Source organism: Comamonas sp. HJ-2 (assembly GCF_053615495.1).
In genome coordinates this window covers 138,638-160,126 of the sequence record NZ_JBSIFD010000013.1, presented here as the reverse complement: position 1 = coordinate 160,126, position 21,489 = coordinate 138,638, and the positions used below count along the sequence as shown (strand labels likewise).

Genomic DNA, 21,489 nt, shown 5'->3' with positions numbered 1-21,489 from the left:
TTCAGCTTCCGTCCCGCCGGTATTTTCAGGAAACCCTCATGCAAAGCAGCGCACGCAATCAGTTCAAGGGCAGTGTCTCCCATATCAGCCACGGCATCGTCACCGATGAAGTCCAGATCCGTACCGAGCACAATGCGGAGCTGGTGGCGACCATCACGCATGGCAGTGCCGTCAGCCTGGGCCTGAAGGCCGGCAGTACGGTGATCGCCATGGTCAAGGCGCCGTCCGTGATGGTGGTGACGAATTGCGAAGGCGTGCGCTTCTCGGCGCGCAACCAGCTCAACGGCAAGATCACCCGAATCAAGTCCGGAGCAGTGAATACCGAAGTGACCATAGACGCCCAGGGCCTGCAGGTGGTGGCCATGGTCACCCAGGAAAGCACCGAAAACCTGGGCCTTGCCGTGGGCAAGACGGCTACGGCCTTGTTCAAGGCTTCTCAGGTCGTGCTGGCGGTGCTGCCCTGATGAACGACTCCATTGTTCTGCAGCCCATAGGCCGCGTACACAGCCCGTTCAAGCATGCCGTGGGCATGCCCATACAGACCGTGGCTGCCCAGCAGCATGAGGGAAAGATCGAGGTTTTTTCGCCTTTTGCCGCGGGTTTGCGTGATGTGCAGGAGTTTCAATACCTGATCCTGCTCACGCACTTGCATGAAGCTACGGAAAAGCTGGAAGTCGTGCCCTTTATGGACACCAGCAGCCATGGCGTTTTTGCCACAAGGGCACCGGCAAGACCCAACCGCATCGGTCTGTCCATTGTCGAACTGCTTGGCATGGACGGATGCTGGCTGCATTTCCGCGGTAACGACATGCTGGATGGCACGCCCGTGCTCGACATCAAGCCCTATGTGCCGCAGCTGGATGTGCGCGAGACAGAACGCATAGGCTGGTTTGCCAGAGGGCTGGATCAGTTGCCGGGCAGGCTCTCCGATGAGCGCATGCGTTGAGAGCTATTTGTTTTCCGAGCTGGAACAGCTGATGCGTCTATCTCCAACGCGCATGCAGCTACTTGATGTGTGGCATGGTACTTAACGCTCTTCGTACCTGCCGGTCACGCGCCCCTGGCTATCCGTCACCACACTGCTCTTGACCTGCCAGACCAGACCATCGAGTCCGGGCACGGTGTACTCGCCGTCGCGCCCCTTGACGGCCTGTTTCCAGGCCTGCATCTGAGCCTGGGTCAGGCTGAGCTTGAGCTCGTGGTCGCTATGCCAGTCCAGCATCCCGCCTTCACTGTCGCCGGCAGGCACCAGCTCCAGCGTGGAACCATCGCCTGCCAGAATCAGCGGGCGGCCATGGGGCAGGCGGGCCGGCAGCATGGCCTTGAGGTCGCGCACGCCCAGGCTTCCCAGACGTATCACGGTCTGCGGGCTGCGCAGCAGGCGCTTGCGATGACTGAAGCCAAGCACATCGTTGTAGAGCACGCCCGTCTTGGAGCCTTCTCGTGCCGCCCCCGCATCGATGGCGGCCTGCATATCGGGCAAGTCATGCAGACTGGGCCGGGCCAGATCGGTGATCCACAACGGCATATAACTCTGCAGAGACTGCAGCGCTCCCAGCACATTCCAGCGGCGTACCTCGCGCAACTCGTCACTGGTCAACCCAACCAGCTGCAGAAACATCAGGTCACCATAGGGCGTGTGAATGGCCGGTAGCTCGGGATCCTGCACAAAGCCCATCTCGGTCAGCAGCGTGTCGGCATCGGCCTTGATAGGGCCGCTGGCCGTCATCCAGTGGCCGGGGGCCAGCACATTGCCGGTGCGAAATACATATCGAGCAATATTTTGCAAGAAGTTAACAGGCCAACTAGGCGCCTCCTGCTCGCTGGCGGCACGCATCAGCCTGAAGCTCAACTCGAAACCATAGCCACTGGGCTTGCCTGGAGCGATGTCGTAGCTGTCGTCGAGATCGCCATACAAATCGCTGAAGCCATAGCTGACATAGTGCCAGTGCGGCACGCCCTGCTCGCTGCGATAGACGCTGACGCCGTCCAGCGGCTCTTCTCCTCCAAGACGAAATTTGATCAGCGTCCCGAAATGCGCGGGCTGCTGATCGCCATAAACCGTCTGCAGCGCCCCATCGATTGCATCCCATCCCTGGCTGCCCTCTTGCCCGTTCGCGTGGGTTTGAGAGTCGTAGGTTTCGCGGGAATTCATGGCCTTTTTCTCCTTTGCCCCAAGTATCAAGGCAGGCGAAAGCCGTTCGAGCGGGATTACAAACGGAGATGTGAGCGAGCGTTTCTGGCAACCATGCGTTCAGAAACCTCGGTCGACCCCTTCGATCTGCCACCAGGCAGGCAACAGTGCACGCACCTCGGCGCGCGCGAAGCGGTCGTCCATCAGCACCAGAACACCACGATCGTTCTCGCCACGTATGACCCGGCCAGCCGCCTGCACCACCTTGCGCAAGCCCGGGTAAAGATAGGTGTAGTCATAGCCCAGCCCCACTCCCATGGCCTGATCCATGGCACGCTGCATGGCTTCGTTGACAGGATTGAACTGGGGCAGACCCAGCGTGGCAACAAAAGCACCGATCAGACGGCTGCCGGGCAGATCCACGCCTTCGGAGAACGCCCCGCCCAGCACGGCCAGGCCCAGGCCCTGACCGCCCTCGACAAAGCGGGCCAGAAATTCGGCACGCCCGGCCTCGTCCATGCCGCGCTGCTGCAGCCACAGCGGCAGTTGCGGCTGCAGCAGCTCCAGGGTGGCGGCCAATTGCTGCAGATAATCAAAGCTGCTGAGAAAACACAGATAGTTGCCGGGCTGACGCGCATATTGCTGCGCGATCAACTCGGCCATGGGGATCAGCGATGCCTCGCGATCTCGCCAGCGTGTCGATATATGGCCTGCGATATGCACCTGCAGCTGCCGGGCCGCAAACGGCGACGGGACATCCAGCCAGGCAGTATCGGCAGGCAGTCCCAGCAGGTCACGGTAGAACCCGGGCGGACTCAGCGTGCCCGAAAACAGCACCGTGGCCTGTGCCGCCTCATGGCGTGGCGCCAGATGCGGCCCGGGCACCACATTGCGAATGCACAGCGTGGATGCCGGCGTACGCACTCTGCTCGCACGCTGCTGCTGCGGCGTGGCCAGTTGAATATCAAACAGCGCATGCGGCCCGAACTGATCGGCCAGCGCCTGAAAGTGCAGCAGTTCCCAGTAAAAATCCAGCAAGGCATGGTCGGCAAGCGCGGGCGGCCCCCCTGCGGTCGCATGCCCGGCTATTTCCTGCTCGGCCAGTTGATCCGCTATTGCACCCACGGCCCGCTGCACGGTGCCCAGCAGTGTGTCAGGAATGCCCTCGTAGCTTTGGTAACTGGCCTGATCCTGGGCCTTGTTCAGCGTCTGCCACTGGCGCTGCAGTGCATCGAGTGCCTTTTTGACAGCTCCGGTCGCGGCCTGACGGGCCTGCGCCAGAGCAAACTGGGACAGCGGTGCAGTGTACATGCTGCGCGCGCGCTCCAGCAGATTGTGCGCCTCGTCCACCAGAACGCCCACACGCCAGTCCTGTTGCAAGGCCAGCGCATAGAGCATGGCGGCACTGTCGTAGTAATAGTGGTAGTCGGCCACCACGACATCGGCCCAGCGCACCAACTCCTGCGACAGGTAATAGGGGCAGATGCCATGTTCCAGGGCCAGAGTCCGTAACGCTGGCGCATCCCATAGCGGCAGTTGCAGCGCCTGCTGCCTGGCCGCAGGCAGTCGGTCAAAGAAACCGCGCGCCAACGGACAGGACTCTCCATGGCAGGCCTTGTCTGGATGCTCGCAGGTCTTGTCGCGCGCCTGCATATCCAGGACACGCAGTGGCGCAACCGATGCCGATGCCGATGCCGATGCCGATGCCGATGCCGATGCCGACAAAGCTTGCTGCAGCTGCCACAGTGCGTGCAGTGCCAGCCCATGTCCAGTCCCCTTGGCTGTGAGAAAGAACAGCTTGTCCAGCCCTGCTGAATCCGTGGCCCCCTTGCCCATGGCGGCTCCCATGCTCTTGAGCAGGGGGAAAATCGTGGCCAAAGTCTTGCCGATACCGGTCGGGGCCTGGACCATCAGACAACGACCTCCTTCGCTGGCATGGGCCGTGCGGTAGACGGCCACGGCCAGCTCCCGCTGCCCGGCTCTGAAGGCAGGCATGGGAAACTGCAGCTGCGCCATGGCCGCATCGCGCGCCTGACGGTGGGCGGCCTCGCTGCGTGCCCAGACGAGATAGTGGGCACATTGCGATTCGAAAAAGGCTTGCAGTTCGGTGGCAGAATATTCCTCCACTAGCACGGTCTCCTCTGCGCTGCCGATCTGGAAATAGACCAGCGCCAGCTTGATCCGCTCAAGACCGCGCTCCTGACACAGCAAATGACCGTAGACCCTTGCCTGGGCCCAATGCAAGGCCCGATGATGGGGGCGTACGCCGTCAAGCTGGCCCCGGTAGGTCTTGATCTCTTCGAGTTGCTGCTTGACGGCATCAAAGCCATCGGCTCGGCCACGAACCTGCAGCTCTTGGAACCGGCCGCGGAGCGCCAGCTCCGTCTCGTAGCCGCCCACTTTTTCACGCCGTTTCTGCACCACGGCATGGCCTTCCATGCCCTCCAGCGCACTGGGCGCGGGCGTGAAGCGCAGATCCAGATCGCCGCCGCGCGCCGTGAACTCGCACAGCGCGCGTACTGCCACGCTAAGCGCAGGCTTCATGACGTGCCACCTTCGTCGCGCCACTGCACATGACAGACGCGCACGGGAATGCCCTGCTCCTTGCAATAGGCCAGCCAGCGAATCTGGTTGTCCTGCAGCTTGTCACCCGGCGCCTTGACTTCCACCAGCTCGTAGCGTGAACCGGCATCGGACCGCAGAGGCCAGAAGCGCACCAGATCGGGAAAGCCGGTGCGGTTGGCCTTCAGGTCCAGCAACATCCGCGCGAACAGAGTCTGCAGATGGGCGGCAGGCATGCAATCCAGCGCCAGCTCCAGCAGCTCTTGCGTCAATGAGCCCCAGAACACAAATGGTGACTGAACCCCTTGCTTGTCGGCAAAACGCTGGCGAATCGTGGCCCGGTAGCGACCGTCCTCCAGCTCGGCCAGACAGGCATCAAACAGCGGCTGGCGGCGCAGCACAAAATCCGGTGCTCCCAGATCGGCCGGCCCACTCTGGAAGGGATGAAAAAACGCCCCCGGCAGCGGCGCAAAGATGGCGGGCCAGCACAGCAGACCGAATAGCGAGTTAACCAACGCGTTCTCCACATAGAACACAGGCGCATCGACGCTATGCCAATGGGCTTGCAGCGCGTACTCCACCGCCATGGGCTGGGCGGGTCGGTCCAGCAGCACATCGCTGCGCAGGGCCGCCACGGCCGGGGCCAGAGCTGGCTGGCGCCCCACGGCCCCCAGTCCCAGGCTGCGGCTCAGACGCGGCAGCATGCGCGCCACACGCTGGCGCTCCTCCTCACTTTCAGGCGCGGCTTGCGCCTGGCTGGCAAGAGCCAGCGCCTGATCAAAGCATTGCATGCGCTCCAGCACGCGAATATGGCGGTGGCGTGCACCCGCATAGCGGCTGGCCGTGTAGGCCTGAGCCGCCAGCGGCCAGTCCTGCAGCCTCTCGCACATCTGGCCAAGCTTCAGCAGAACCTTGGCCCGGCGCATGTCCAGCCATGGGTTCTCGCTATGATTTTCAATAAGCGCAGGCAGCAATTGTGCCGGCTCCACGCCTTCGTCGAGATCCCGACGCCGGGCCGATATCTCCAGATAGAAGTCCAGATCTTCGCGGCGTTGAAATGCGCGCGAGTCAACATCCAGCGTCACCGGCTCGTAGCGAAAAATACCGAGGTCGGCCAGCACGAACTCCGACCAGTCCTGGTAGAGATTGCCAAAGAACATCAGCCTCAGACGCTCTCCCAGCTCACCCACCATGACGCGCCAGACAGGTTCCACGGCCTCGGGATGCCAGACAGCATACGGCAGAGGCTCGGGTTGCCTCTCAGCCAGCAGTTGCAGCATCTCGGCCTTGCGCATGGAGGAGCACAACTCAAAGCCAGTCAAGATCTGCAGCAGCTCGGGTTTGGTGTGCAAGCCGAATAGCTCGACCGCCTCCATGGGCTCGGTGGTACTAAGCCAGCCACGCTCCAGCAAGGGCGCTGCAGCATCGACCGTCACCGGAATCTCCTCATAGGCCAGCTTGCTGGCTCGAAACCAGGGCCCGCGCCGCATCAGCATTCGTACCAGCAGCGCCCTGGAGTTCTGCGGCAAGCGCGCAAAGCCGGCGATGAAATCAGCCTCCTGCTCGCTGAGCAGATCTCCATAGCGCTGCGCCAGCCAATCCAGCGCCTGCTGGAAGTTGTGCAGATAGTAGAAGCGGTGCGGCGGAAGAATGGCGGCCTGGGATGCGGTCACGGTGACGCTCACAAAATGCTCGGCGAAAAGACGGCTGGATGCCGACAATGAACCTGTATTTTCATACAGCTCACAAATCCCTGCAGGCTCCTCCGAACCCAGTACTGCCGATCGGCGGACGAAACGCTTGCGACTTGAATGCCCGGTGACAGTGGCACACAATCAATGCTTCATTCAACAAGGAGCAGGCAATGCTGGACTGGAACGAATACCGCAAGGAATTGGCGGGCAGGCTGGGAGAGTTTTCCGAGTTGAGCCCAGGCACCATGGAGGGCTACAAGGCCTTGTCCGGTGCAGGCAAGAAGACCGGCCATCTCGATGCCAAGACGCGCGAGCTGATTGCCATTGCCGTGGGCGTGACCACGCGTTGCGACGGCTGCATTGCCGTGCATACCAAGGCAGCCAAGGCAGCTGGTGCCAGCCGGGAAGAAATCGCCGAAGCCCTGGGTGTGGCCGTGGCCTTGAATGCGGGCGCCGCCATGGTCTACTCGGCTCGCGCTCTGGACGCTTTGGACGAGTAACGTTCTAAAAAGATAGCAGCCAGCGCTTCGCTGGCTTGCCATCTCTGTCATTCAAAGCACGACCTGCGTGCCCAGCTCCACTACCTGATTGGCAGGCAGCTTGTAATAAGTCGCCGCGCTGGCCGACTGGCGAGACATCCAGCCAAACAGCGCGCAGCGCCAGGCCGAGAGACCGCCTGGCCCGTCCACCACCTGCACCCTGGCCACGAAAAAGCTGGTCGTCATCGGGTCGAGGTTCGGTATCTCGCCATCGACGTCCGGCGCAATCCGCTGGAGCGCCGCCGGAATATCAGGCTGCTCGCGAAAGCCGAAATGCATGTCCAGTGCCCAGACCCCATTGCACATGGGCTTCAGCTGCAGGCGCTCGCCATCATGCACATAGGGCGTGTTCTCGTTGATCACGTGGAGAAACACCGTCTGCTCATGCATGACCTTGAAATGCTTGAGATTGTGAAATAGCGCATTCGGCACAAGCTTGGGGTCGGAGGTCAGATAGACGGCCGTGCCGGACACCACCGGCACGCCGCTCATGGGCGAGCTCATCAGATCGCTCATGGGGATATCGAGGCGACGGCGATGTTCGGCCACCAGTTGGGTACCGTCGCGCCATGTGGTCAGCGCGATGAAGATGATGGCGCCCAGAGTCAGCGGCAGCCAGCCGCCCTGCTCCAGCTTGGTCAGGTTGGAGGCAAAAAAGCCTATCTCCAGCACCGCAAAACAGGCCAGCGCCGCCAGTGTCACGGCTCTTGCTCGGCTGCGCCCCAGATAGACCACAAAGCCCACCAGCATGGTGGTGATCAGCATGGTGCCCGACACGGCAATGCCATAGGCCGCCGCCAGCGCTCCCGAGGACTTGAAGGCCAGCACCAGCGCGATCACGGCCAGCAGCATCAGCCAGTTCACGCTAGGGATATAGATCTGGCCCTGCTCCTGATCGGAGGTATGCAGCACGCGCACACGCGGCAGATAACCGAGGCGGCTGGCCTGCAGCGTCATGGAATAGGCCCCCGAGATGGTCGCCTGAGAGGCAATCACCGTGGCGGCCGTGGCCAACACCACAAAAATCAGCAGCCAGGACGGCGAGGCCAGCAAGAAAAAGGGATTGCTGGCCGCAGTCGCATCGCGCAACAGCAAGGCGCCCTGGCCGAAGTAATTGAGCATCAGAGCCGGAAACACCAGTCCATACCAGCCCAGACGCACGGCCCGGCTGCCGAAGTGGCCCATATCGGCATAAAGAGCTTCGGCACCTGTCATCGCAAGAAACACTGCCGATAGCAGAAAGAAGGCCTTGTCCGTGTGTTGCACGGCGAAGCGAAGCGCATGCAGCGGGTTGACGGCCTGCAGCACCATGGGCGTCTGCACAATGCTGGCCACGCCCGCCCAGGCAATGCAGAGGAACCAGACAATGGTGACCGGGCCGAACAGCTTCCCCACCACACTGGTGCCCTTCATCTGAATGGAAAACAGTCCGATCAGTATGCCTATCGTGATAGGTACGATGAAATGCTCGAACTCCGGCGTGGCAATGCTCATACCCTCCACGGCAGAGAGCACGGAAATCGCCGGCGTGATGATGGCGTCCCCATAAAACAGTGCGGCCGCAAACACGCCGGCCCCGACCACAAAGCGCGAGCGGCGCGACTGATCGCCCATCACGCGGTGGGCCAGCGCCGTCAGCGCCAGCACGCCGCCCTCGCCATCGTTATCGTGGCTGAGCACCACCCACACATATTTGATGGCGACGATGACGATCACGGCCCACAGCAGGGCCGAGAGCGCAGCCAGCACATTATCGGGACCCACCGTCAGTCCATGGGCGCCGGTAAAAGCCTCCTTGAACGCATAGAGCGGGCTGGTACCGATATCGCCAAACACCACCCCCAGAGCCGCCAATGTCAGTGCCGACTGGCTGCTGCCCTGCCCCGTATTCCCAGCCCCCTGAAGCCCGTGTTTGCTTTGTGACATAGCCATGCTTTTGCAGTGATAGAGGCCGCCGCAGTCGGGCGGCGGCAGCCCAGTATGGCACGCTGACGGAAATTGGAAAGCCTGGATGACGCCGGACCGAGCTGTCTTTCTTTATGCAATCTTGATAGCAGCAGCCACAATCCATACCAGGGCTTGACGCCTGATTTTCTAGATTCAAGGCTTCGCAACAACCGGCTTGCCCTTCAAGCCCGCCTCCCATGAAGCCTGTCGCCATCCTCCAGCATGAAGCATCGCAAGGCCCTGGCATCCTGCTCGACCATCTGCGCCAGCAAGACATTGCCCATGTGCTGATAGATCCCTGTGCCGAAGGCGCGGCCCCGGCCAATGCGCGCGACTATCGCGGCATCATCGTGCTGGGCAGCAACCATTGCGCCAACGAGCAGTTGCTCTGGATCGATGAAGAGCGCTGCCTGCTGCAAAGTGCCCTGCAGTACGACATCCCCGTGCTGGGCCACTGCTTTGGCGCGCAGATGCTGGCCCGCGCCATGGGCGCAGGCGTCTGGCGCAACCCCTGCGCGAATATCGGCTGGAGCGAAGTCCGCATCACCCCCTGCGCTCAGCAACTGATGAACCTGCCCGCGCAAGCCACCATCTTCAACTGGCACTACGACACTTTCGACATTCCGACGGCCGCCAGGCGCACCATGTACGGCCAGCATTGCCTGAACAAGGGCTTTGTCCACGGCCGGCAATGGGCGTTTCAAGGCCATCTGGAAGTGACCGCAGACAGCGTGCGTCAATGGTGCGGCGAGGGCCACGATGAGCTGCTGCAGGCCCGGGGCCCGGCCGTTCAGAGCGAGGCCCAGATCCTGGCCCGACTGCCGCAACACATAGGCCAGTTGCATGCCATGGCACTGCGCACCTACAAGGCATGGACCGATCAGCTGGACAGGCCGGTTTCGGTTTCGTGCAACAGCCTTTCGGAAACTGTGAGCCGATTTCGCCTCAAATCCAATGAGTACTTGCACATGCAGCGATGAATTCGCAAGCGTCAGCCTCCAGCAATGCAACGAACAGACGTTTTGTTGCATCTAGCGGACAGTCTCTGGCAAGGCAGGGCCGCCGTCTGGGCCAGAATGGCCTGCAAACTCACTGCCCCAAGCTTCATGGACTTCACAACGCTTGAAAAACACCTGGATGCCTCGCCGCTGTTGAAGGCGCACAAGCACTACTTCCTGAATCTGGCCCAGCCCGCCGTCGCCATTCGCCTGGGCCCCACCATGGGCGAGCCCTTGCAAAGCCGCTTTGGCGGCCAGCCCATGGTGCCAGCGGGCTTTGTCTGGCCCGAGCATCCGGACGGCCACTACCTGTTTGTCGGACAGATCAACTTTGCCGAGCTCCCCGGCGGACCCGGTCGCCCTGCAGAGCTGCCGGCCAGCGGCCTGCTGTCGCTGTTCCACGGCTTTGACGAGGACGACGCCATCTTCTGGCGCGACCAGGACTATCTCAAGGCGTTCTACTGGCCGGACATCAGCGGCATGCATGAAATCCAGGCTCCCCACCAGTGGGTCACGGACAGCCGTGCGCTGCAGTTTGAGAACGGCATCGACCTTCCTCGCCACGAGGAGCTGTGCAAGGACTGGCCCGTGGAGTTCAATGAACTCCAGGACTGGCTCCATGGGCTTGAGGAAAGCGGCGATCTGCCTCGCGACTATCTGCTGGGCCGCCCCTCCTGGGACAGCCTTGGCTACGACCCCACGCCCGACGCCGAGGAACACCCTGGCAGCTCGCACTGGCGCTCGCTGCTGACGCTGCAGTCGCACGAGGAATTCCACTGGTGCTGGCAGGACGGCGCACGGCTCATGGCCTTTATCGAGGATGCCAAGCTGCACGCCAGGGACTTCAGCCACCTGCAGGTGGACTGCGGCTGATGCCGGGTTCAACAGCCACAACCTTGAAGAGCAGCCCATGCCTACACAGATTCCACAAGAGATCCTCAAGCACTGGCAAAACGGTCACAAGATCGAAGCCATCAAACAACTGCGCGAACAAGGCGGGCTGGGTCTGAAGGAGGCCAAGGACCTGCTGGAAGCCAGCGACGAGCCGGACTTTGTCCAGCATGGCGCTGCAGAGCAGACGCAGGCAATACAGCAGTTGCGCGAGCAGCTGGAAAAACTGGGCATGAAAGATGCCACGTTGCTGCTGGACCAGCTGAATCGGGACGACATCGCATCCGGCAGCTCCTTCTCTTCCATCAAGACCACCACCACGACCGTCAATGGCAAGACCACCACCAGCGTCACCGTGAGCGGCGATCATGCAGAGGCCATAGAGGCGTTGCTGTCCGGCGCAAACGCAGTGCCTGCAGAGACCAGGGCCGAGGTGGAAGACGCCATGGCACGCGGCAACAAGATCGAAGCCATCAAGCTGCTGCGCGAGGCCACGGGCCTGGGTCTGGCCCAGGCCAAGGACCATATCGATGCGGCCATGGATGGCATTGCGCTGGACTGGCAGATCCTGCAACGGCAATCGGTGCGGGCCAGCGCGCAAACCGACTCTCGGGCCACGGCAACCGCGCCCGGCGAAGTCCCCAAAGGACAAGGCCGGTATCTGTGGCTGCTGGTACTGGCACTGGCTGCTGCCGGCCTTTGGCACTACTTCAAGATACCCTAAAACCCATAACAGACAAGCGAAGAAAGCTCACTTTTCAGGAGCTTTCGACTCGAACTCAAGATTGCGGGGCGGTCGTATCCGCCAGTTGCCAGCCGCCACCCAGCGCCTGGTACAGCGCCACGGCGTTTTCGAGCTGGCTCTGGCGCAGGCGCAGCACTTCCTGCTGCACGGCAAACAGATTGCGTTGGGCATCCAGCTCCTCCAGATAGCTGGCATAGCCGGCCTCATAGCGATCCTTGGCAAAGCCCAGCGTACGACCCAGCACTTTTTCGCGTTCCTTGGCATGCTCCCACTGGGCTTGCAACTGCTGGGAACTGACCAGAGCTGTTTCCACGTCGCCAAAGGCCTTGATGACCACACCGCGATAGGCGTAGGCAGCCTGATCGCGCTGCGCAGATGCCGCATCGAACTGGCCCTGCAGGCGACCGCCATTGAACAGCGGCGCCAGAATGCTGCCGCCCAGAGACCAGACCCGGGCCGGGTTGTAATCCAGCGCGTTGATGAACAGGCTGCCGAAGTTCGCACTCAGGCTCACCTGCGGCAAAAAGGCCGCGCGCTGTGCAGCAAGATTGCTGTCGCTGGCCGCCAGCAGCAGCTGGGCGCGTGCAATGTCGGGGCGGCGCTCCAGCAAGCCCGACGGCAAGCCAGGTGCAGGCATGGCGGGCAGGCTCATGGACTCGAGTCCGGCATGGACGCTCAAGCTGGAACGGGCCAGGGCCTGTGCCTGGTCATCACCGCTTCCGCCCGCCAGCTGCATCAGTGCAATGCGCTGGCGCTGCAGCGCCAGAGACAGCTGCTGCACCGATTGCCGCACGCTTTCCAGCTCGGCCAGCGCCTGGCTTTGCTGCAGCTGCGAGATATAGCCCACACGCACCTGGTCGGTGAGCAGACGCACCGCGTCCTCGCGCGACTTCACCGTGTCCTCGGCCACGGCCAGCTGGGCCTGCAGCGAGCGCAGAGCGATATAGGCCTGCGCCACGGTCGCGGCCACCGTCAGACGCATCGCGTCGCGATCCGCCTGGCTGGCCTGCAGGCGCTGATCGGCGGCCCGGCTCAGACTGCCCAGGCGATCCCAGAGATCCAGCTCCCAGCTCGCTTGCAGCACGGGCTGAGCCGAACGCACATGCACCATCTGGCCGGTTCGTGCGCTCAGGCTGCGGTTGGCCGAGCCCGGTGCGCTGAGTGACAGCTGAGGCGCAGCTGCCGAGCCCGTCACATCGAGATTCGCACGAGCCTCCTCCACCCGGGCCAGGGCGGTGAGTACATCGTTGTTGCGCGCAAGCGCGAGCTCCACCCAGCGACTCAGCTGTGCATCACCAAAGGCCTGCCACCAACCGGTCTGGACTGCGCTGGCACCATCTGCGGCCCGTTCCGCGCTCCAGCTGGCCGGCACCGCAGGCCGGGCGCTGTCCGGGGCCCGGGTCAGACTGGGCACGCTGCAGCCAGCCATCAGCAATGCAAGCGCCAAGGGCAAGACACGCACGGTATGGAAGGCGTTCTTCATGGCTTGGCCTGTTCGGATGCGGAAACTGCGGGCGCTTGAGATTTTTGAGCCGAATTGGCCTCAATCGCTTGATGGGTCTGCGCTGAATGCTCTACTTTTTGTGCAGTATCGAGGCGCACGATGACCGACATCCCAGGGCGCAGCCGCGCCGCATCGGCCTGGCCCTCGTCGATGGCAATCTTGATGGGCAAACGCTGTACGACCTTGGTGAAATTACCCGTGGCGTTGTCGGCCTTGAGTACGCTGAACTCCGAACCCGTGGCCGGCGCAATCTCCAGCACATGGCCCTTGAGGCGCAAGCCGCCCAGCGCATCCACGCTGAAGCTCACGACCTGGCCGATCTGCACACGGGCGGTCTGGGTTTCCTTGTAATTGGCCACCACCCAGTAAGTGGGCGGCACCACATACATGAGCTGCGTACCGGCCGCCACGTACTGGCCCTTGCGCACCGATACCTCGCTGACCTGTCCATCGCTGGGCGCATGGACCACGGTGTTGTCCAGATTGATCTGTGCCTGGCGCAGCAGCGCCTCGGCCATCTGCACCTGGGCCTTGAGAGAGTCACGGCCCACGATCGTGGCCTTGATCTTTTCCTGATTGATCGCGATGTCGGCCTGGGCCTTGGCCACGTTGGTCGCGGCCAGGCGCGAGGTGGCGCGCACCTTGTCGCGTTCGTTCAGAGACACGGAGCCTCGCTCGGCCAGCTCCTGCACACGCTTGAGCTCCGCCTGCGAGCGCTGGGCCTCCGCCTCCACGGCAGCCAGACCGGCGCGGCTGGCACTCAGCGTGGCACGGTTCTGGGCCTGTGTCTGTTCGGAATTGCTCAGCTGCGCCTGGGCATTGGCCAGTTGCGCCTGGGCCTGAGCGACGGCCGCTTCATAGCTGCGGCTATCGATGCGCACCAGCGCCTGGCCGGCCTTGACCTGCTCGTAATCCTTGACCAGCACCTCGGTCACATAGCCATTGACCTGCGGAGCCAGCACGGTGACGGCACCACGCACATAGGCATTGTCCGTGGTCACCACAGAGCTGTTGAAAGGCCACAGATTCCAGGCCCGCAACACGAGCAGCATGCCTGCAAGGGCCACGACCAGCATGATGAGCACGCTGCGCAAAGAAGGCTTGATCTTCTTCGGCGTGGGAGGCAATGCTGCAGCGGGTGAAGGGGCAGCTGTCGCCGCAGAGGCTGCGGGGGAATGGGGTTGTTGACTGTCGCTCATGCTCAATCTCTTGCTGTTATCGGTTTGAGTTCCTTGTCTGGTGACCGGAGCCATCCCGGCCGCCATCACCGGCCGCAGGGCTGCTGCGGGCGTTTTTGTCGATTTCCTGCTCCAGTTCGGCCTCGAGTTCGAGCGCCTGGGCGTTGTCCTGCAGGGGATCGCGGCTGGCCAGCACGGCCTGCTCGCGAGTCTCGGCAGCCTGCGCCGCGGCAGCCAGGCGCCTGGCCTCCACGCCTTCGATCACCACGGTGCGCGCCGGACTGGCGGACTCGGTCCGAGCGCCCTCTTCCACATCGCCATAGGCATCGGTGGCCGTGGGCTGCACCACCACCGTGACACGCTGCGATACATCGGGCTCATGGGCGTTCGCTGCCTCAGGCTCTACAACCGGCGCCACCGAAGGTGCGCGCTGGGGCGTACCGTCGGTCCCGGCGGCTGCCGCCACCTGGTTGCCGCTTTGCCTTGTCATGGCGCGCACCATGGCGGCAGCCTGGCGCACGCGCGCCGAGGCTCCCAGGCTCCAGAGCAGATACAGCAAGGCGATGGCGGCCGTCAGCGCAAACACATCGTTATAGGCCCTGACATTGGCTTCGCGCCGCACGATCTGCGACAGCTGCAGCGTTCCCTGGTTGGCGCGCATGGCAGGATCGGGCGTCACCTTGCCGTAGATCTGGTTCTGTATCTTGAGCCGCTCGGCCACCACGGGGTCGGTCGGGTCCATCTGCGCCACCAGGGCCACGGAGTAGATCTGCTCGCGGTAGGTCTGGTAAGTGCTCAGCAAGGCCGAACCCAGCAAGCCGCCCATGGCCTGCGTCATGGAAATCGTGACCACGGCGGTGAGCATGTGGTTGGCGCCGAACTTCAGTCCCTGGATGATGCCGGTCAGCATCAGCGGGCCCATGAAGACGCCCGAGCCCACCGCCAGCAGAAACTGGCTGAAGAAAAAGTCCGAAGGACGGTCCACGCTGCTGCGGTGGTGATCGAGAAACGCTGCCACGGCAAACAGCGCAATCGCCACCACGATCTGCTTGCCCATATTGGGAACACCAAAAGTAATAGCAGACAACGCAATGCCTATAAGCGTCCCCAGCAGAATCACCATGAATAGCGGCTGCATCTGGTCGGATGTCATGCCCAACGTGCGCATCAACCCCACCACGCCGTAACTTTGCTCGGCCGTAAGAAAGCGCAGCAAGATGGCTCCGATCACGAAACGGATCGTCGGCATCTGCGCGAACCAGCGCGTGTGGAACATGGGGTTGGCACGATGGTGTTCGATGTAAAGCGCGACGCTGAGCAGCGCGATCGCCGCCACCAGCATCCAGGCCAGCCCCGGCGTATCGAACCACCAGCGCGAGTAGCCCTGGACCAGCACCGCAATCAACAGGCCCAGACCCGGAACCATCAGGCAGAAGGTGACGAAGTCCAGCTTCTCGAAGGTCTTGATGTACAGGCCCGAGGGCAGCTTGAGCAGCACCACGGCGGCAAAGGACATCAGCGCCAGACCGGCTTCAAACAGATAGAGGTTGTGCCACTCGCTGTTATAGAGCAGACCCGGCGACAGAATCCAGGCCAGCGGCGTGGCCAGCTGGACCACGCCCACGCCGATCACCAGCATCTTGAGCACATAGGTGCGCGGTGCCGACTGCAGCATGTAGAGCGTGCTCAGCGAGGAGCAGGTCGCCGCTGCAAGGCCGCTGGCCGCACGCAGCAGAATCAGGCTGTCGTAGCTGCCCAGCAGCAGATGCAGCACGCTGAGCGTCGCGTAGCAACCCAGGCCGATCTCGGTGAACAGGCGCATGCCGAACTGCTGGCGGAATTTATAGACCAGCAGATTAGCCGTCATATTGAACATGACGTAGGCGCCCGTCAGCCAGGCGGCCTCGACCGAGGTCAGCCCCATCTGTCCCTGAATCGTGGGCAAATTGGCGGTGAACAAGGCATTGCCCAGGCCGCCGGTCAGCCCGACCAGGACCGCAATCAGCCCATAGCAGACGCGGATCCAGGGCTCGTGATGGGGCATGGCCGGCGAGCCGGGCAGCGCGGGCTTTTCATGCTCGGCCCAGTCTGGCGGGCGGCGCAGCAGGATGACGGGCCCCTGCGCAATGGCTGGAGAAGCTGAAGCCTGGCTGCTGGGAGGTTTCGGGCCTTCTTGATTGGCTTGAGCCCCCGTGGCTTGTGCTGCAGCTTGACTCATAAACCTCAGGCCTTGATTCCGTCCAGAATGATTTGCAAGGCACGACGCGCCAGTTGTTTGCGTTGAGCGGGCGTTTCACCACGCAGGGCACCGCCCAGCATGCCGAACACCAGGGACAGATCCTTGGCATTCAAGGTCTGCTTGCACAGGCCCTTGGCCACCGCACGCTTCATGGGCTCTTCGAACACCAGCCACATCTGCTGGCGAGCATGAATGACTTCTGCATCGCTCTGGTCCACCGTACGCCAATAGTCCACCAGCGTGGCGGACACAGCAATGCGCTCGCCCACCAGAGCCAGCAGCTTGAAGAAGGCCTGGTCGTCGTCCTTCCAGGCGGCTGCGGCGGCGCGGGTCTTCTCGACCGAGCGCTCCAGCAGCGCCAGCATGATGGCGCGACGGTCCGGAAACTGACGATACAGCGTGGCACGGCCCACCTGGGCACGCTCGACGATGAGATCCAGGGGTGCGGTCACGCCATGCTCGGCAAACACGGCATCGGCCGCGTCCAACAACTGGGCGCGGCGTTCGGCGGATGGAGGACGGGTGGTAGACATGGCGCCAATTATCGGACAGTTTTGTCCGATAAACTGCAGCACTCGGCGTTTCCCCTGACCTGGCAAGGGTCGGACAGGACTGCGCTCAGTCGCGCGGCAGCGCCTGCAGGCTGCGCCGGCTGGTGAACTCGCGCCGTTGTCCAGTCAGGGGATCATCGAAGGCCAGGCTGCGCGCCAACAGCTGCAAGGGCCTGGAATAGTCGCCCGGCTCCGGGTCGTTGACCACGGGATAGAAGGCATCGCCCCTGAGCGGCAGACCCAGCGCCGCCATATGCACACGCAGCTGATGGCGCTTGCCCGAAACCGGAATGAGCCGGTAGCGCGCCCAGGCGCTGTTGTGCTCGATGATTTCCATCAGGGTGCGGCTATTGGGTTCGCCAGCCACCTCATGCATGCGAAAGAAATGGCCACTCTCCTCCATGCGGCTCGCGTGCTCGCGCGGAAAGCTCAGCTCCGCGCGGTAAGCCGCCACGGCCTCGTAGACCTTGTGAATGGCCCTGTCCCTGAACAGCCCTTGATAGATGCCGCGTGTGGCGCGCTGCACCGAAAACACCACCAGCCCCGCAGTGTCGCGATCGATGCGATGAATCGGCGACAGCTCGGGCAGGTCGAACTCGCGCCTTAGCCGCACCAGCAGCGTGTTCTGCAGATAGTGGCCGGCTGGCACCACAGGCAGAAAATGCGGCTTGTCCGCAACGAGCAGATGCGCATCGCGATGGATGACTTCAGCCGCGAACGGAATCTCTGGCTCGGCCTCCAGTTCGCGATAGTAGTAATAGCGCAGCCCCGGCATGAATGCAGCATTCGGACCGGCCTTGTCTCCCGCTTCGCTGACCACTTGACCAGTTGCCATGCGGCGCAGCCAGTCTGCGCGCCCGACAGCGGGCAAGCGTTCGCACAGAAAGTCGATCAGCAGGCCCCCGCCCTGGGAGGGCAAGACCACACAGCTAGGGCTGACGCCATCGCGCACCGGCAGAACCTTGGGATCGTGGGAGTTATGCATGGCGCGGGATTTTAGTGGCTGGCCCGGCTCCTGGCTTTCGTGGCCGCATGGGCCCTGGTCAGACCGTGATGCGACTTCGCGCCGGCTAATCTGTTCGGATATTGGCTTTGCGAATGGTGTTCTCCAGAACTCTTTTCTCCTGCTCCAGATAGGCCAGGAACTGAGGATGCCCCATGCGCATGGGCTTGAAACCTGCTTCCGTCAGTTTTCTGACCATCTCGGGGTCCGCTTGCAGGATCGCGACTTCATCGGCCAGACGCTTCACGATACGGGCATCTGTATGAGCGGGAGCCAGCAAGCCTTGCCAGGCCTCGACTTCCAGATTGCGAAGGGCCGGCGTCTCCGAAAGACTTGGCGCCTGGGGCAGCGTGATCAGACGCTGGCGGGATGTCACGCCCAATGCCTTGACCTTGCCCTCCAGCACAAACGGTTGAGCCAGCGCAACAGGCAGCACGGCAAGGTCGATCTGACCACCCGCCAGCTCGGTCAGCACCTGCGGACCAGACCTGTAGGGAACATGTACCAGATCGATACCGGACATCTGCTGAATCAGCTCCCCCGTCAGGTGCAGGCTGGTTCCGATGCCATCGGTGCCCAGGGTCAGTCGCCCCGGCTTCTGGCGCGCAAGTTCAATGAAGTCGTCCGCACTGCCCGCAGCTAGTCCCGGGCGTGCGAGCAGCACAAAGACCGAAGAGGCTACAGGTGCCACGGGCTTCAGCTCCTGCAGACCGTCGTAGCGAAACTTGGTCGGCGAGATCATGGGCGCGATCAGCACCGAGCTGGCCACTCCGAAGAGCAAGGTATAGCCATCGGGTCTGGCCTTGATGACACGCTGCGTTGCAATGGTCCCCGATGCCCCGACCATGTTCTCGATGATCACGGGCTGGCCCAGGCGCTCTGCCAGACGCGGCATGACCAGCCTGGCGGCCACATCCACACTGCCTCCGGGCGCGAAGGGAACCACCACCGTCAGTGCCTGGGCAGGCCAGGGCTGGGCAGCCGCCTGACTTGCCAGTGATAGCTGCTGCAGTAGCGGGGCGCCCAGCGCCCAGGCTGCAAACTGTCTGCGTCGTATTTGCATGATGATCTTTCTGCTGGGACTGGAATGGCTCAGCGGGACAGCCAGGGCAGTTGCTCTGCCTGATAGCGCCATGTCTGGAACACCGTGTTCACGCGCCCCGGACCTGTGCGGCGTGCAGCGGCATCGGGATACTCGCCGAACCAGGGCAGGATGAATTCCCAGACCAGCTCGCCCTGCGGCGTCACCTCAAACAATCGTCCGGTGGCGGACTCCGTGATGTGCGTGTTGCCGTTCCACAAACGTTGCGCGCTGCCCATGAAGGCGGTGTAGAAGGCGTTGACCATCTCGTCCTGGTAGCTCCATGCGATCTCGTGGGAAACAGGATCTATCTCCAGCACACGCGAGAAAGCCACATGGGCTCCCTGGCGGAAGTTGCCGTTGTCAAAGGTCAGGACATGGCCGTTTGCCAGCGGAACCGGAGCATGCTGGTGCGAGACCACCGAAGGTGGGATATGCAGCTTCACTTTGCCGCTGGACTTGTCCACGCCAATGATTCCCGAGGTCGTGCGCAGACTCATGAGCACCGTCCCATCGGCGGCCAGCCCGAGTCCGTTGACCAGGGGCCAGTGATAGCGGCCGAAGCCCGGGTGAATGGGGAAGTCCTCGGGCTCCAGATGCTCCCAGGCCTTCCACTCCCAGACCAGCCGGCCCGAGCGGTCCACCTCGCGGATCACATCGCCATACATCAGCTCATCAGCACCAAGGGAGGTGCCGCCGGGCACCCGTTCGGCAAAGCCCTGGGGAACAGGGGCACAGGCTGCATAGAGCAGATGACCATTGGACAGCCACTGTGCGTCATGGTGGTGTGTCGGGTCTTCATAGCGCCAGACCACCTCCCCGTCGGGCCTGACCTCGTAGAAATCACCGCCGTGCCACATGGACCATGGCGCATAGAGATCAGGCGATTCACGGTGGTTGCCGTTGTAGCCCAGATTGCCGTTAGGCAGGATGACGGCATGGCGACCGGCGCGCACGGGCAGCTTCCACTCATGCGCCACCTGACCGTGGATATTTATGAGGTAGACATGTCCATCGGCCGTCTGGGGGGCGATCAATGTGTAGCCGCCGGCGCTGAGAGCGCTGTCATGAGCGATAAGACCTGTGCCGCGTCGGCGTTGGGTGACCTGGTCAACGGTGGTAGCCATGGGGTTCTTTCTGTGACTTGAGGGATTGATGGCTGCCACTCTAGGAGTTCGTCAGCGTCAGGAATAGCTGATTGTTTTTTAAGAGATGTCAGAAAAAACTTTACACTCAGCGCATGCCAGCGATTTCACAAGCCTTTCGGTGCTTTGACGAGGTGGCGCGCCGAGGCTCGGTGCGAAAGGCCTCGGTGACGCTGCACCTGACCGCCGCAGCGGTCAACCAGCAGATTCTCAATCTCGAAGCGCAGGTCGGTCAGCCTCTGTTCGACCGGTTGCCCAGAGGCATGCAGCTGACCGTGGCGGGCGAGATCGTGCTGGCAGCAGTCAGGCGCAGTCAGCGAGACTTTGACAATGCCCTGGCCCAGGTCGAAGATCTGAATGCCTTGCGACATGGGCATGTCAGCGTGGGTGTTCCCCACGCGACGGCCGAATACCTCGTGCCTCAGGTGATTGCGGCAATGCATCAACGCTATCCCGATATCACCTTCAGCGTGCGCGCCGGAATCGGTGAAGAGCTGCTGCGCCATGTGGCTCAGGGCGAGATCGATGTGGCCTACTGCCTGCGCCGAACACCTCCTGCCGGTGTCGAGGAGATGCGCTCCTGGGCACAGCCCCTGGGCGTGGTGATGGCTCCGGATCACCCTCTGCGGATGCGTCCGCGGCTGCTGCGTCTGCGTGACTGCCTGGCCTATCCGCTGATCATGATGAATCCCGACATGGAGTTGCGCAGCATGCTCGAGCGTCTGGGCGACGGTGCGCTGAGCCGGATCCAGCCGCTGGTGGAGACCAGCAGCATCCCTATGGCCCGTCGCCTGGTGGCAAGCGGCCAGGCACTGGCCTTCATGCTGCCGGACAATGTGGCGGAAGACATGGCAGCCGAGCGTCTGAGCTGGCGTGCGTTGCACGATGCCGGTTCGCTGCTGCACAGCTGCGCTTATCAGCGCACCGGCTATGCGATGGCAGCCGCAATGGAAATGTTTCTGACCGAGCTGGAACATGCAGCGGACGAGCTGAAGGCGAACTTCGATACCGGTGTTTCCTGGTCCATCGGCAATCTTGCCGTTTGACTGCACTGGTACGACGCGCGCTGGAGAAGCACAAGCGCCAGAAAGTCGATGCTGAAGTCTCTTGCGGAGTGGAGCTGCATTTCTTGAAGCGCTGTAGCCATTGCTTCAGACGATTGCGCCCACAACACAAGGAGGCTTCGAGCTGCTGCACCGTTTCCTCGACCGGTGTGGAAACTTCTGAACTCATAGCATGCGGACCTGCATGCGTCAGGCAATTGGATGACGAGGCAGT

General features: G+C 62.5%; 18 protein-coding genes. 7 read left to right on the top strand and 11 right to left on the bottom strand.

All coding sequences use genetic code 11. From position 1 onward, the window contains the following. Window positions 1-38 precede the first annotated feature (38 nt). Together ACWGXF_RS12720 and tsaA are read left to right on the top strand one after the other, a co-directional pair. Window positions 39-464 carry a TOBE domain-containing protein gene (locus ACWGXF_RS12720; RefSeq protein WP_046462490.1) on the top strand — a complete coding sequence of 142 codons (426 nt, stop codon included), beginning with the start codon at window positions 39-41 and terminating at the stop codon, window positions 462-464. Continuing rightward, entirely contained in the window at window positions 464-946 is a 483-nt protein-coding gene (gene tsaA, locus ACWGXF_RS12715) for a tRNA (N6-threonylcarbamoyladenosine(37)-N6)-methyltransferase TrmO (protein WP_256630428.1), read from the top strand. The genes ACWGXF_RS12720 and tsaA overlap by 1 nt, the downstream gene beginning before the upstream one ends. An 81-nt stretch (window positions 947-1,027) precedes the next feature. On the opposite strand, the gene ACWGXF_RS12710 is transcribed toward tsaA, so the two are convergent. From ACWGXF_RS12710 to ACWGXF_RS12700, 3 genes are all read right to left on the bottom strand, one after another. Continuing rightward, on the bottom strand, window positions 1,028-2,155 hold the full coding sequence (locus ACWGXF_RS12710; RefSeq protein ID WP_256630427.1) for a suppressor of fused domain protein: 1,128 nt from the start codon (window positions 2,153-2,155) through the stop codon (window positions 1,028-1,030). 99 nt (window positions 2,156-2,254) lie between these two features. Continuing rightward, window positions 2,255-4,678 carry an ATP-dependent DNA helicase gene (locus ACWGXF_RS12705; RefSeq protein ID WP_452101985.1) on the bottom strand — a complete coding sequence of 808 codons (2,424 nt, stop codon included), beginning with the start codon at window positions 4,676-4,678 and terminating at the stop codon, window positions 2,255-2,257. Beyond that, on the bottom strand, window positions 4,675-6,348 hold the full coding sequence (locus ACWGXF_RS12700; RefSeq protein ID WP_370466691.1) for a VRR-NUC domain-containing protein: 1,674 nt from the start codon (window positions 6,346-6,348) through the stop codon (window positions 4,675-4,677). The genes ACWGXF_RS12705 and ACWGXF_RS12700 overlap by 4 nt, the downstream gene beginning before the upstream one ends. A gap of 212 nt (window positions 6,349-6,560) precedes the next feature. Here ACWGXF_RS12700 and ACWGXF_RS12695 point away from each other — a divergent pair, with 212 nt between their 5' ends. Next, window positions 6,561-6,890: a carboxymuconolactone decarboxylase family protein gene (locus ACWGXF_RS12695; RefSeq protein WP_256630424.1), complete on the top strand. Its 330-nt coding sequence runs from the start codon at window positions 6,561-6,563 to the stop codon at window positions 6,888-6,890. 51 nt (window positions 6,891-6,941) lie between these two features. Here ACWGXF_RS12695 and ACWGXF_RS12690 read toward each other — a convergent pair whose 3' ends face one another. Beyond that, a complete protein-coding gene (locus ACWGXF_RS12690) occupies window positions 6,942-8,855 on the bottom strand; it encodes a potassium transporter Kup (protein WP_012838282.1) in 1,914 nt (637 codons plus the stop codon). 218 nt (window positions 8,856-9,073) lie between these two features. On the opposite strand from ACWGXF_RS12690, the gene ACWGXF_RS12685 reads away from it, so the two are divergent. The 3 genes from ACWGXF_RS12685 to ACWGXF_RS12675 all read left to right on the top strand — a co-directional run bounded on the left by ACWGXF_RS12685 (window position 9,074) and on the right by ACWGXF_RS12675 (window position 11,489). Then, on the top strand, window positions 9,074-9,856 hold the full coding sequence (locus ACWGXF_RS12685) for a type 1 glutamine amidotransferase (RefSeq protein ID WP_256630423.1): 783 nt from the start codon (window positions 9,074-9,076) through the stop codon (window positions 9,854-9,856). Window positions 9,857-9,982: 126 nt separating this feature from the next. Beyond that, window positions 9,983-10,747 carry a YwqG family protein gene (locus ACWGXF_RS12680; RefSeq protein WP_256630422.1) on the top strand — a complete coding sequence of 255 codons (765 nt, stop codon included), beginning with the start codon at window positions 9,983-9,985 and terminating at the stop codon, window positions 10,745-10,747. Window positions 10,748-10,784: 37 nt separating this feature from the next. Further along, window positions 10,785-11,489: a ribosomal protein L7/L12 gene (locus ACWGXF_RS12675; RefSeq protein ID WP_256630421.1), complete on the top strand. Its 705-nt coding sequence runs from the start codon at window positions 10,785-10,787 to the stop codon at window positions 11,487-11,489. Between the two features lie 55 nt (window positions 11,490-11,544). Here the strand turns inward: ACWGXF_RS12675 and ACWGXF_RS12670 are convergent, their stop codons facing one another. The 7 genes from ACWGXF_RS12670 to ACWGXF_RS12640 form a co-directional block, all read right to left on the bottom strand. Further along, a complete protein-coding gene (locus tag ACWGXF_RS12670) occupies window positions 11,545-12,993 on the bottom strand; it encodes an efflux transporter outer membrane subunit (protein WP_256630420.1) in 1,449 nt (482 codons plus the stop codon). Next, window positions 12,990-14,213 carry an HlyD family secretion protein gene (locus ACWGXF_RS12665; RefSeq protein WP_039048709.1) on the bottom strand — a complete coding sequence of 408 codons (1,224 nt, stop codon included), beginning with the start codon at window positions 14,211-14,213 and terminating at the stop codon, window positions 12,990-12,992. Before ACWGXF_RS12665 ends, ACWGXF_RS12670 begins: the two co-directional genes overlap by 4 nt. A gap of 16 nt (window positions 14,214-14,229) precedes the next feature. After that, a complete protein-coding gene (locus ACWGXF_RS12660) occupies window positions 14,230-16,410 on the bottom strand; it encodes an MFS transporter (protein ID WP_256630419.1) in 2,181 nt (726 codons plus the stop codon). Window positions 16,411-16,415: 5 nt separating this feature from the next. Next, window positions 16,416-16,964, bottom strand: coding sequence for a TetR/AcrR family transcriptional regulator (locus ACWGXF_RS12655; protein WP_054074182.1), 549 nt, complete (start codon window positions 16,962-16,964; stop codon window positions 16,416-16,418). Window positions 16,965-17,049: 85 nt separating this feature from the next. Further along, window positions 17,050-17,967: a pseudouridine synthase gene (locus ACWGXF_RS12650; RefSeq protein ID WP_256630418.1), complete on the bottom strand. Its 918-nt coding sequence runs from the start codon at window positions 17,965-17,967 to the stop codon at window positions 17,050-17,052. Window positions 17,968-18,052: 85 nt separating this feature from the next. After that, window positions 18,053-19,048: a Bug family tripartite tricarboxylate transporter substrate binding protein gene (locus tag ACWGXF_RS12645; protein ID WP_256630417.1), complete on the bottom strand. Its 996-nt coding sequence runs from the start codon at window positions 19,046-19,048 to the stop codon at window positions 18,053-18,055. A gap of 29 nt (window positions 19,049-19,077) precedes the next feature. Continuing rightward, complete coding sequence (locus ACWGXF_RS12640) at window positions 19,078-20,193, bottom strand: aryl-sulfate sulfotransferase (RefSeq protein ID WP_452101984.1); 1,116 nt, start codon at window positions 20,191-20,193, stop codon at window positions 19,078-19,080. 113 nt (window positions 20,194-20,306) lie between these two features. On the opposite strand from ACWGXF_RS12640, the gene ACWGXF_RS12635 reads away from it, so the two are divergent. Continuing rightward, window positions 20,307-21,257 carry a LysR family transcriptional regulator gene (locus ACWGXF_RS12635; protein ID WP_256630416.1) on the top strand — a complete coding sequence of 317 codons (951 nt, stop codon included), beginning with the start codon at window positions 20,307-20,309 and terminating at the stop codon, window positions 21,255-21,257. Window positions 21,258-21,489: the final 232 nt, after the last annotated feature.

What these genes read in the sequence shown, in the direction of transcription:
- ACWGXF_RS12720 (WP_046462490.1), top strand. Translation starts at nt 39, where the DNA reads ATGCAAAGCAGCGCACGCAATCAGTTCAAGGGCAGTGTCTCCCATATC.
- tsaA (WP_256630428.1), top strand. Translation starts at nt 464, where the DNA reads ATGAACGACTCCATTGTTCTGCAGCCCATAGGCCGCGTACACAGCCCG.
- ACWGXF_RS12710 (WP_256630427.1), bottom strand. Translation starts at nt 2,155, where the DNA reads ATGAATTCCCGCGAAACCTACGACTCTCAAACCCACGCGAACGGGCAA.
- ACWGXF_RS12705 (WP_452101985.1), bottom strand. Translation starts at nt 4,678, where the DNA reads ATGAAGCCTGCGCTTAGCGTGGCAGTACGCGCGCTGTGCGAGTTCACG.
- ACWGXF_RS12695 (WP_256630424.1), top strand. Translation starts at nt 6,561, where the DNA reads ATGCTGGACTGGAACGAATACCGCAAGGAATTGGCGGGCAGGCTGGGA.
- ACWGXF_RS12690 (WP_012838282.1), bottom strand. Translation starts at nt 8,855, where the DNA reads ATGTCACAAAGCAAACACGGGCTTCAGGGGGCTGGGAATACGGGGCAG.
- ACWGXF_RS12685 (WP_256630423.1), top strand. Translation starts at nt 9,074, where the DNA reads ATGAAGCCTGTCGCCATCCTCCAGCATGAAGCATCGCAAGGCCCTGGC.
- ACWGXF_RS12680 (WP_256630422.1), top strand. Translation starts at nt 9,983, where the DNA reads ATGGACTTCACAACGCTTGAAAAACACCTGGATGCCTCGCCGCTGTTG.
- ACWGXF_RS12675 (WP_256630421.1), top strand. Translation starts at nt 10,785, where the DNA reads ATGCCTACACAGATTCCACAAGAGATCCTCAAGCACTGGCAAAACGGT.
- ACWGXF_RS12670 (WP_256630420.1), bottom strand. Translation starts at nt 12,993, where the DNA reads ATGAAGAACGCCTTCCATACCGTGCGTGTCTTGCCCTTGGCGCTTGCA.
- ACWGXF_RS12665 (WP_039048709.1), bottom strand. Translation starts at nt 14,213, where the DNA reads ATGAGCGACAGTCAACAACCCCATTCCCCCGCAGCCTCTGCGGCGACA.
- ACWGXF_RS12660 (WP_256630419.1), bottom strand. Translation starts at nt 16,410, where the DNA reads ATGAGTCAAGCTGCAGCACAAGCCACGGGGGCTCAAGCCAATCAAGAA.
- ACWGXF_RS12655 (WP_054074182.1), bottom strand. Translation starts at nt 16,964, where the DNA reads ATGTCTACCACCCGTCCTCCATCCGCCGAACGCCGCGCCCAGTTGTTG.
- ACWGXF_RS12650 (WP_256630418.1), bottom strand. Translation starts at nt 17,967, where the DNA reads ATGCATAACTCCCACGATCCCAAGGTTCTGCCGGTGCGCGATGGCGTC.
- ACWGXF_RS12645 (WP_256630417.1), bottom strand. Translation starts at nt 19,048, where the DNA reads ATGCAAATACGACGCAGACAGTTTGCAGCCTGGGCGCTGGGCGCCCCG.
- ACWGXF_RS12640 (WP_452101984.1), bottom strand. Translation starts at nt 20,193, where the DNA reads ATGGCTACCACCGTTGACCAGGTCACCCAACGCCGACGCGGCACAGGT.
- ACWGXF_RS12635 (WP_256630416.1), top strand. Translation starts at nt 20,307, where the DNA reads ATGCCAGCGATTTCACAAGCCTTTCGGTGCTTTGACGAGGTGGCGCGC.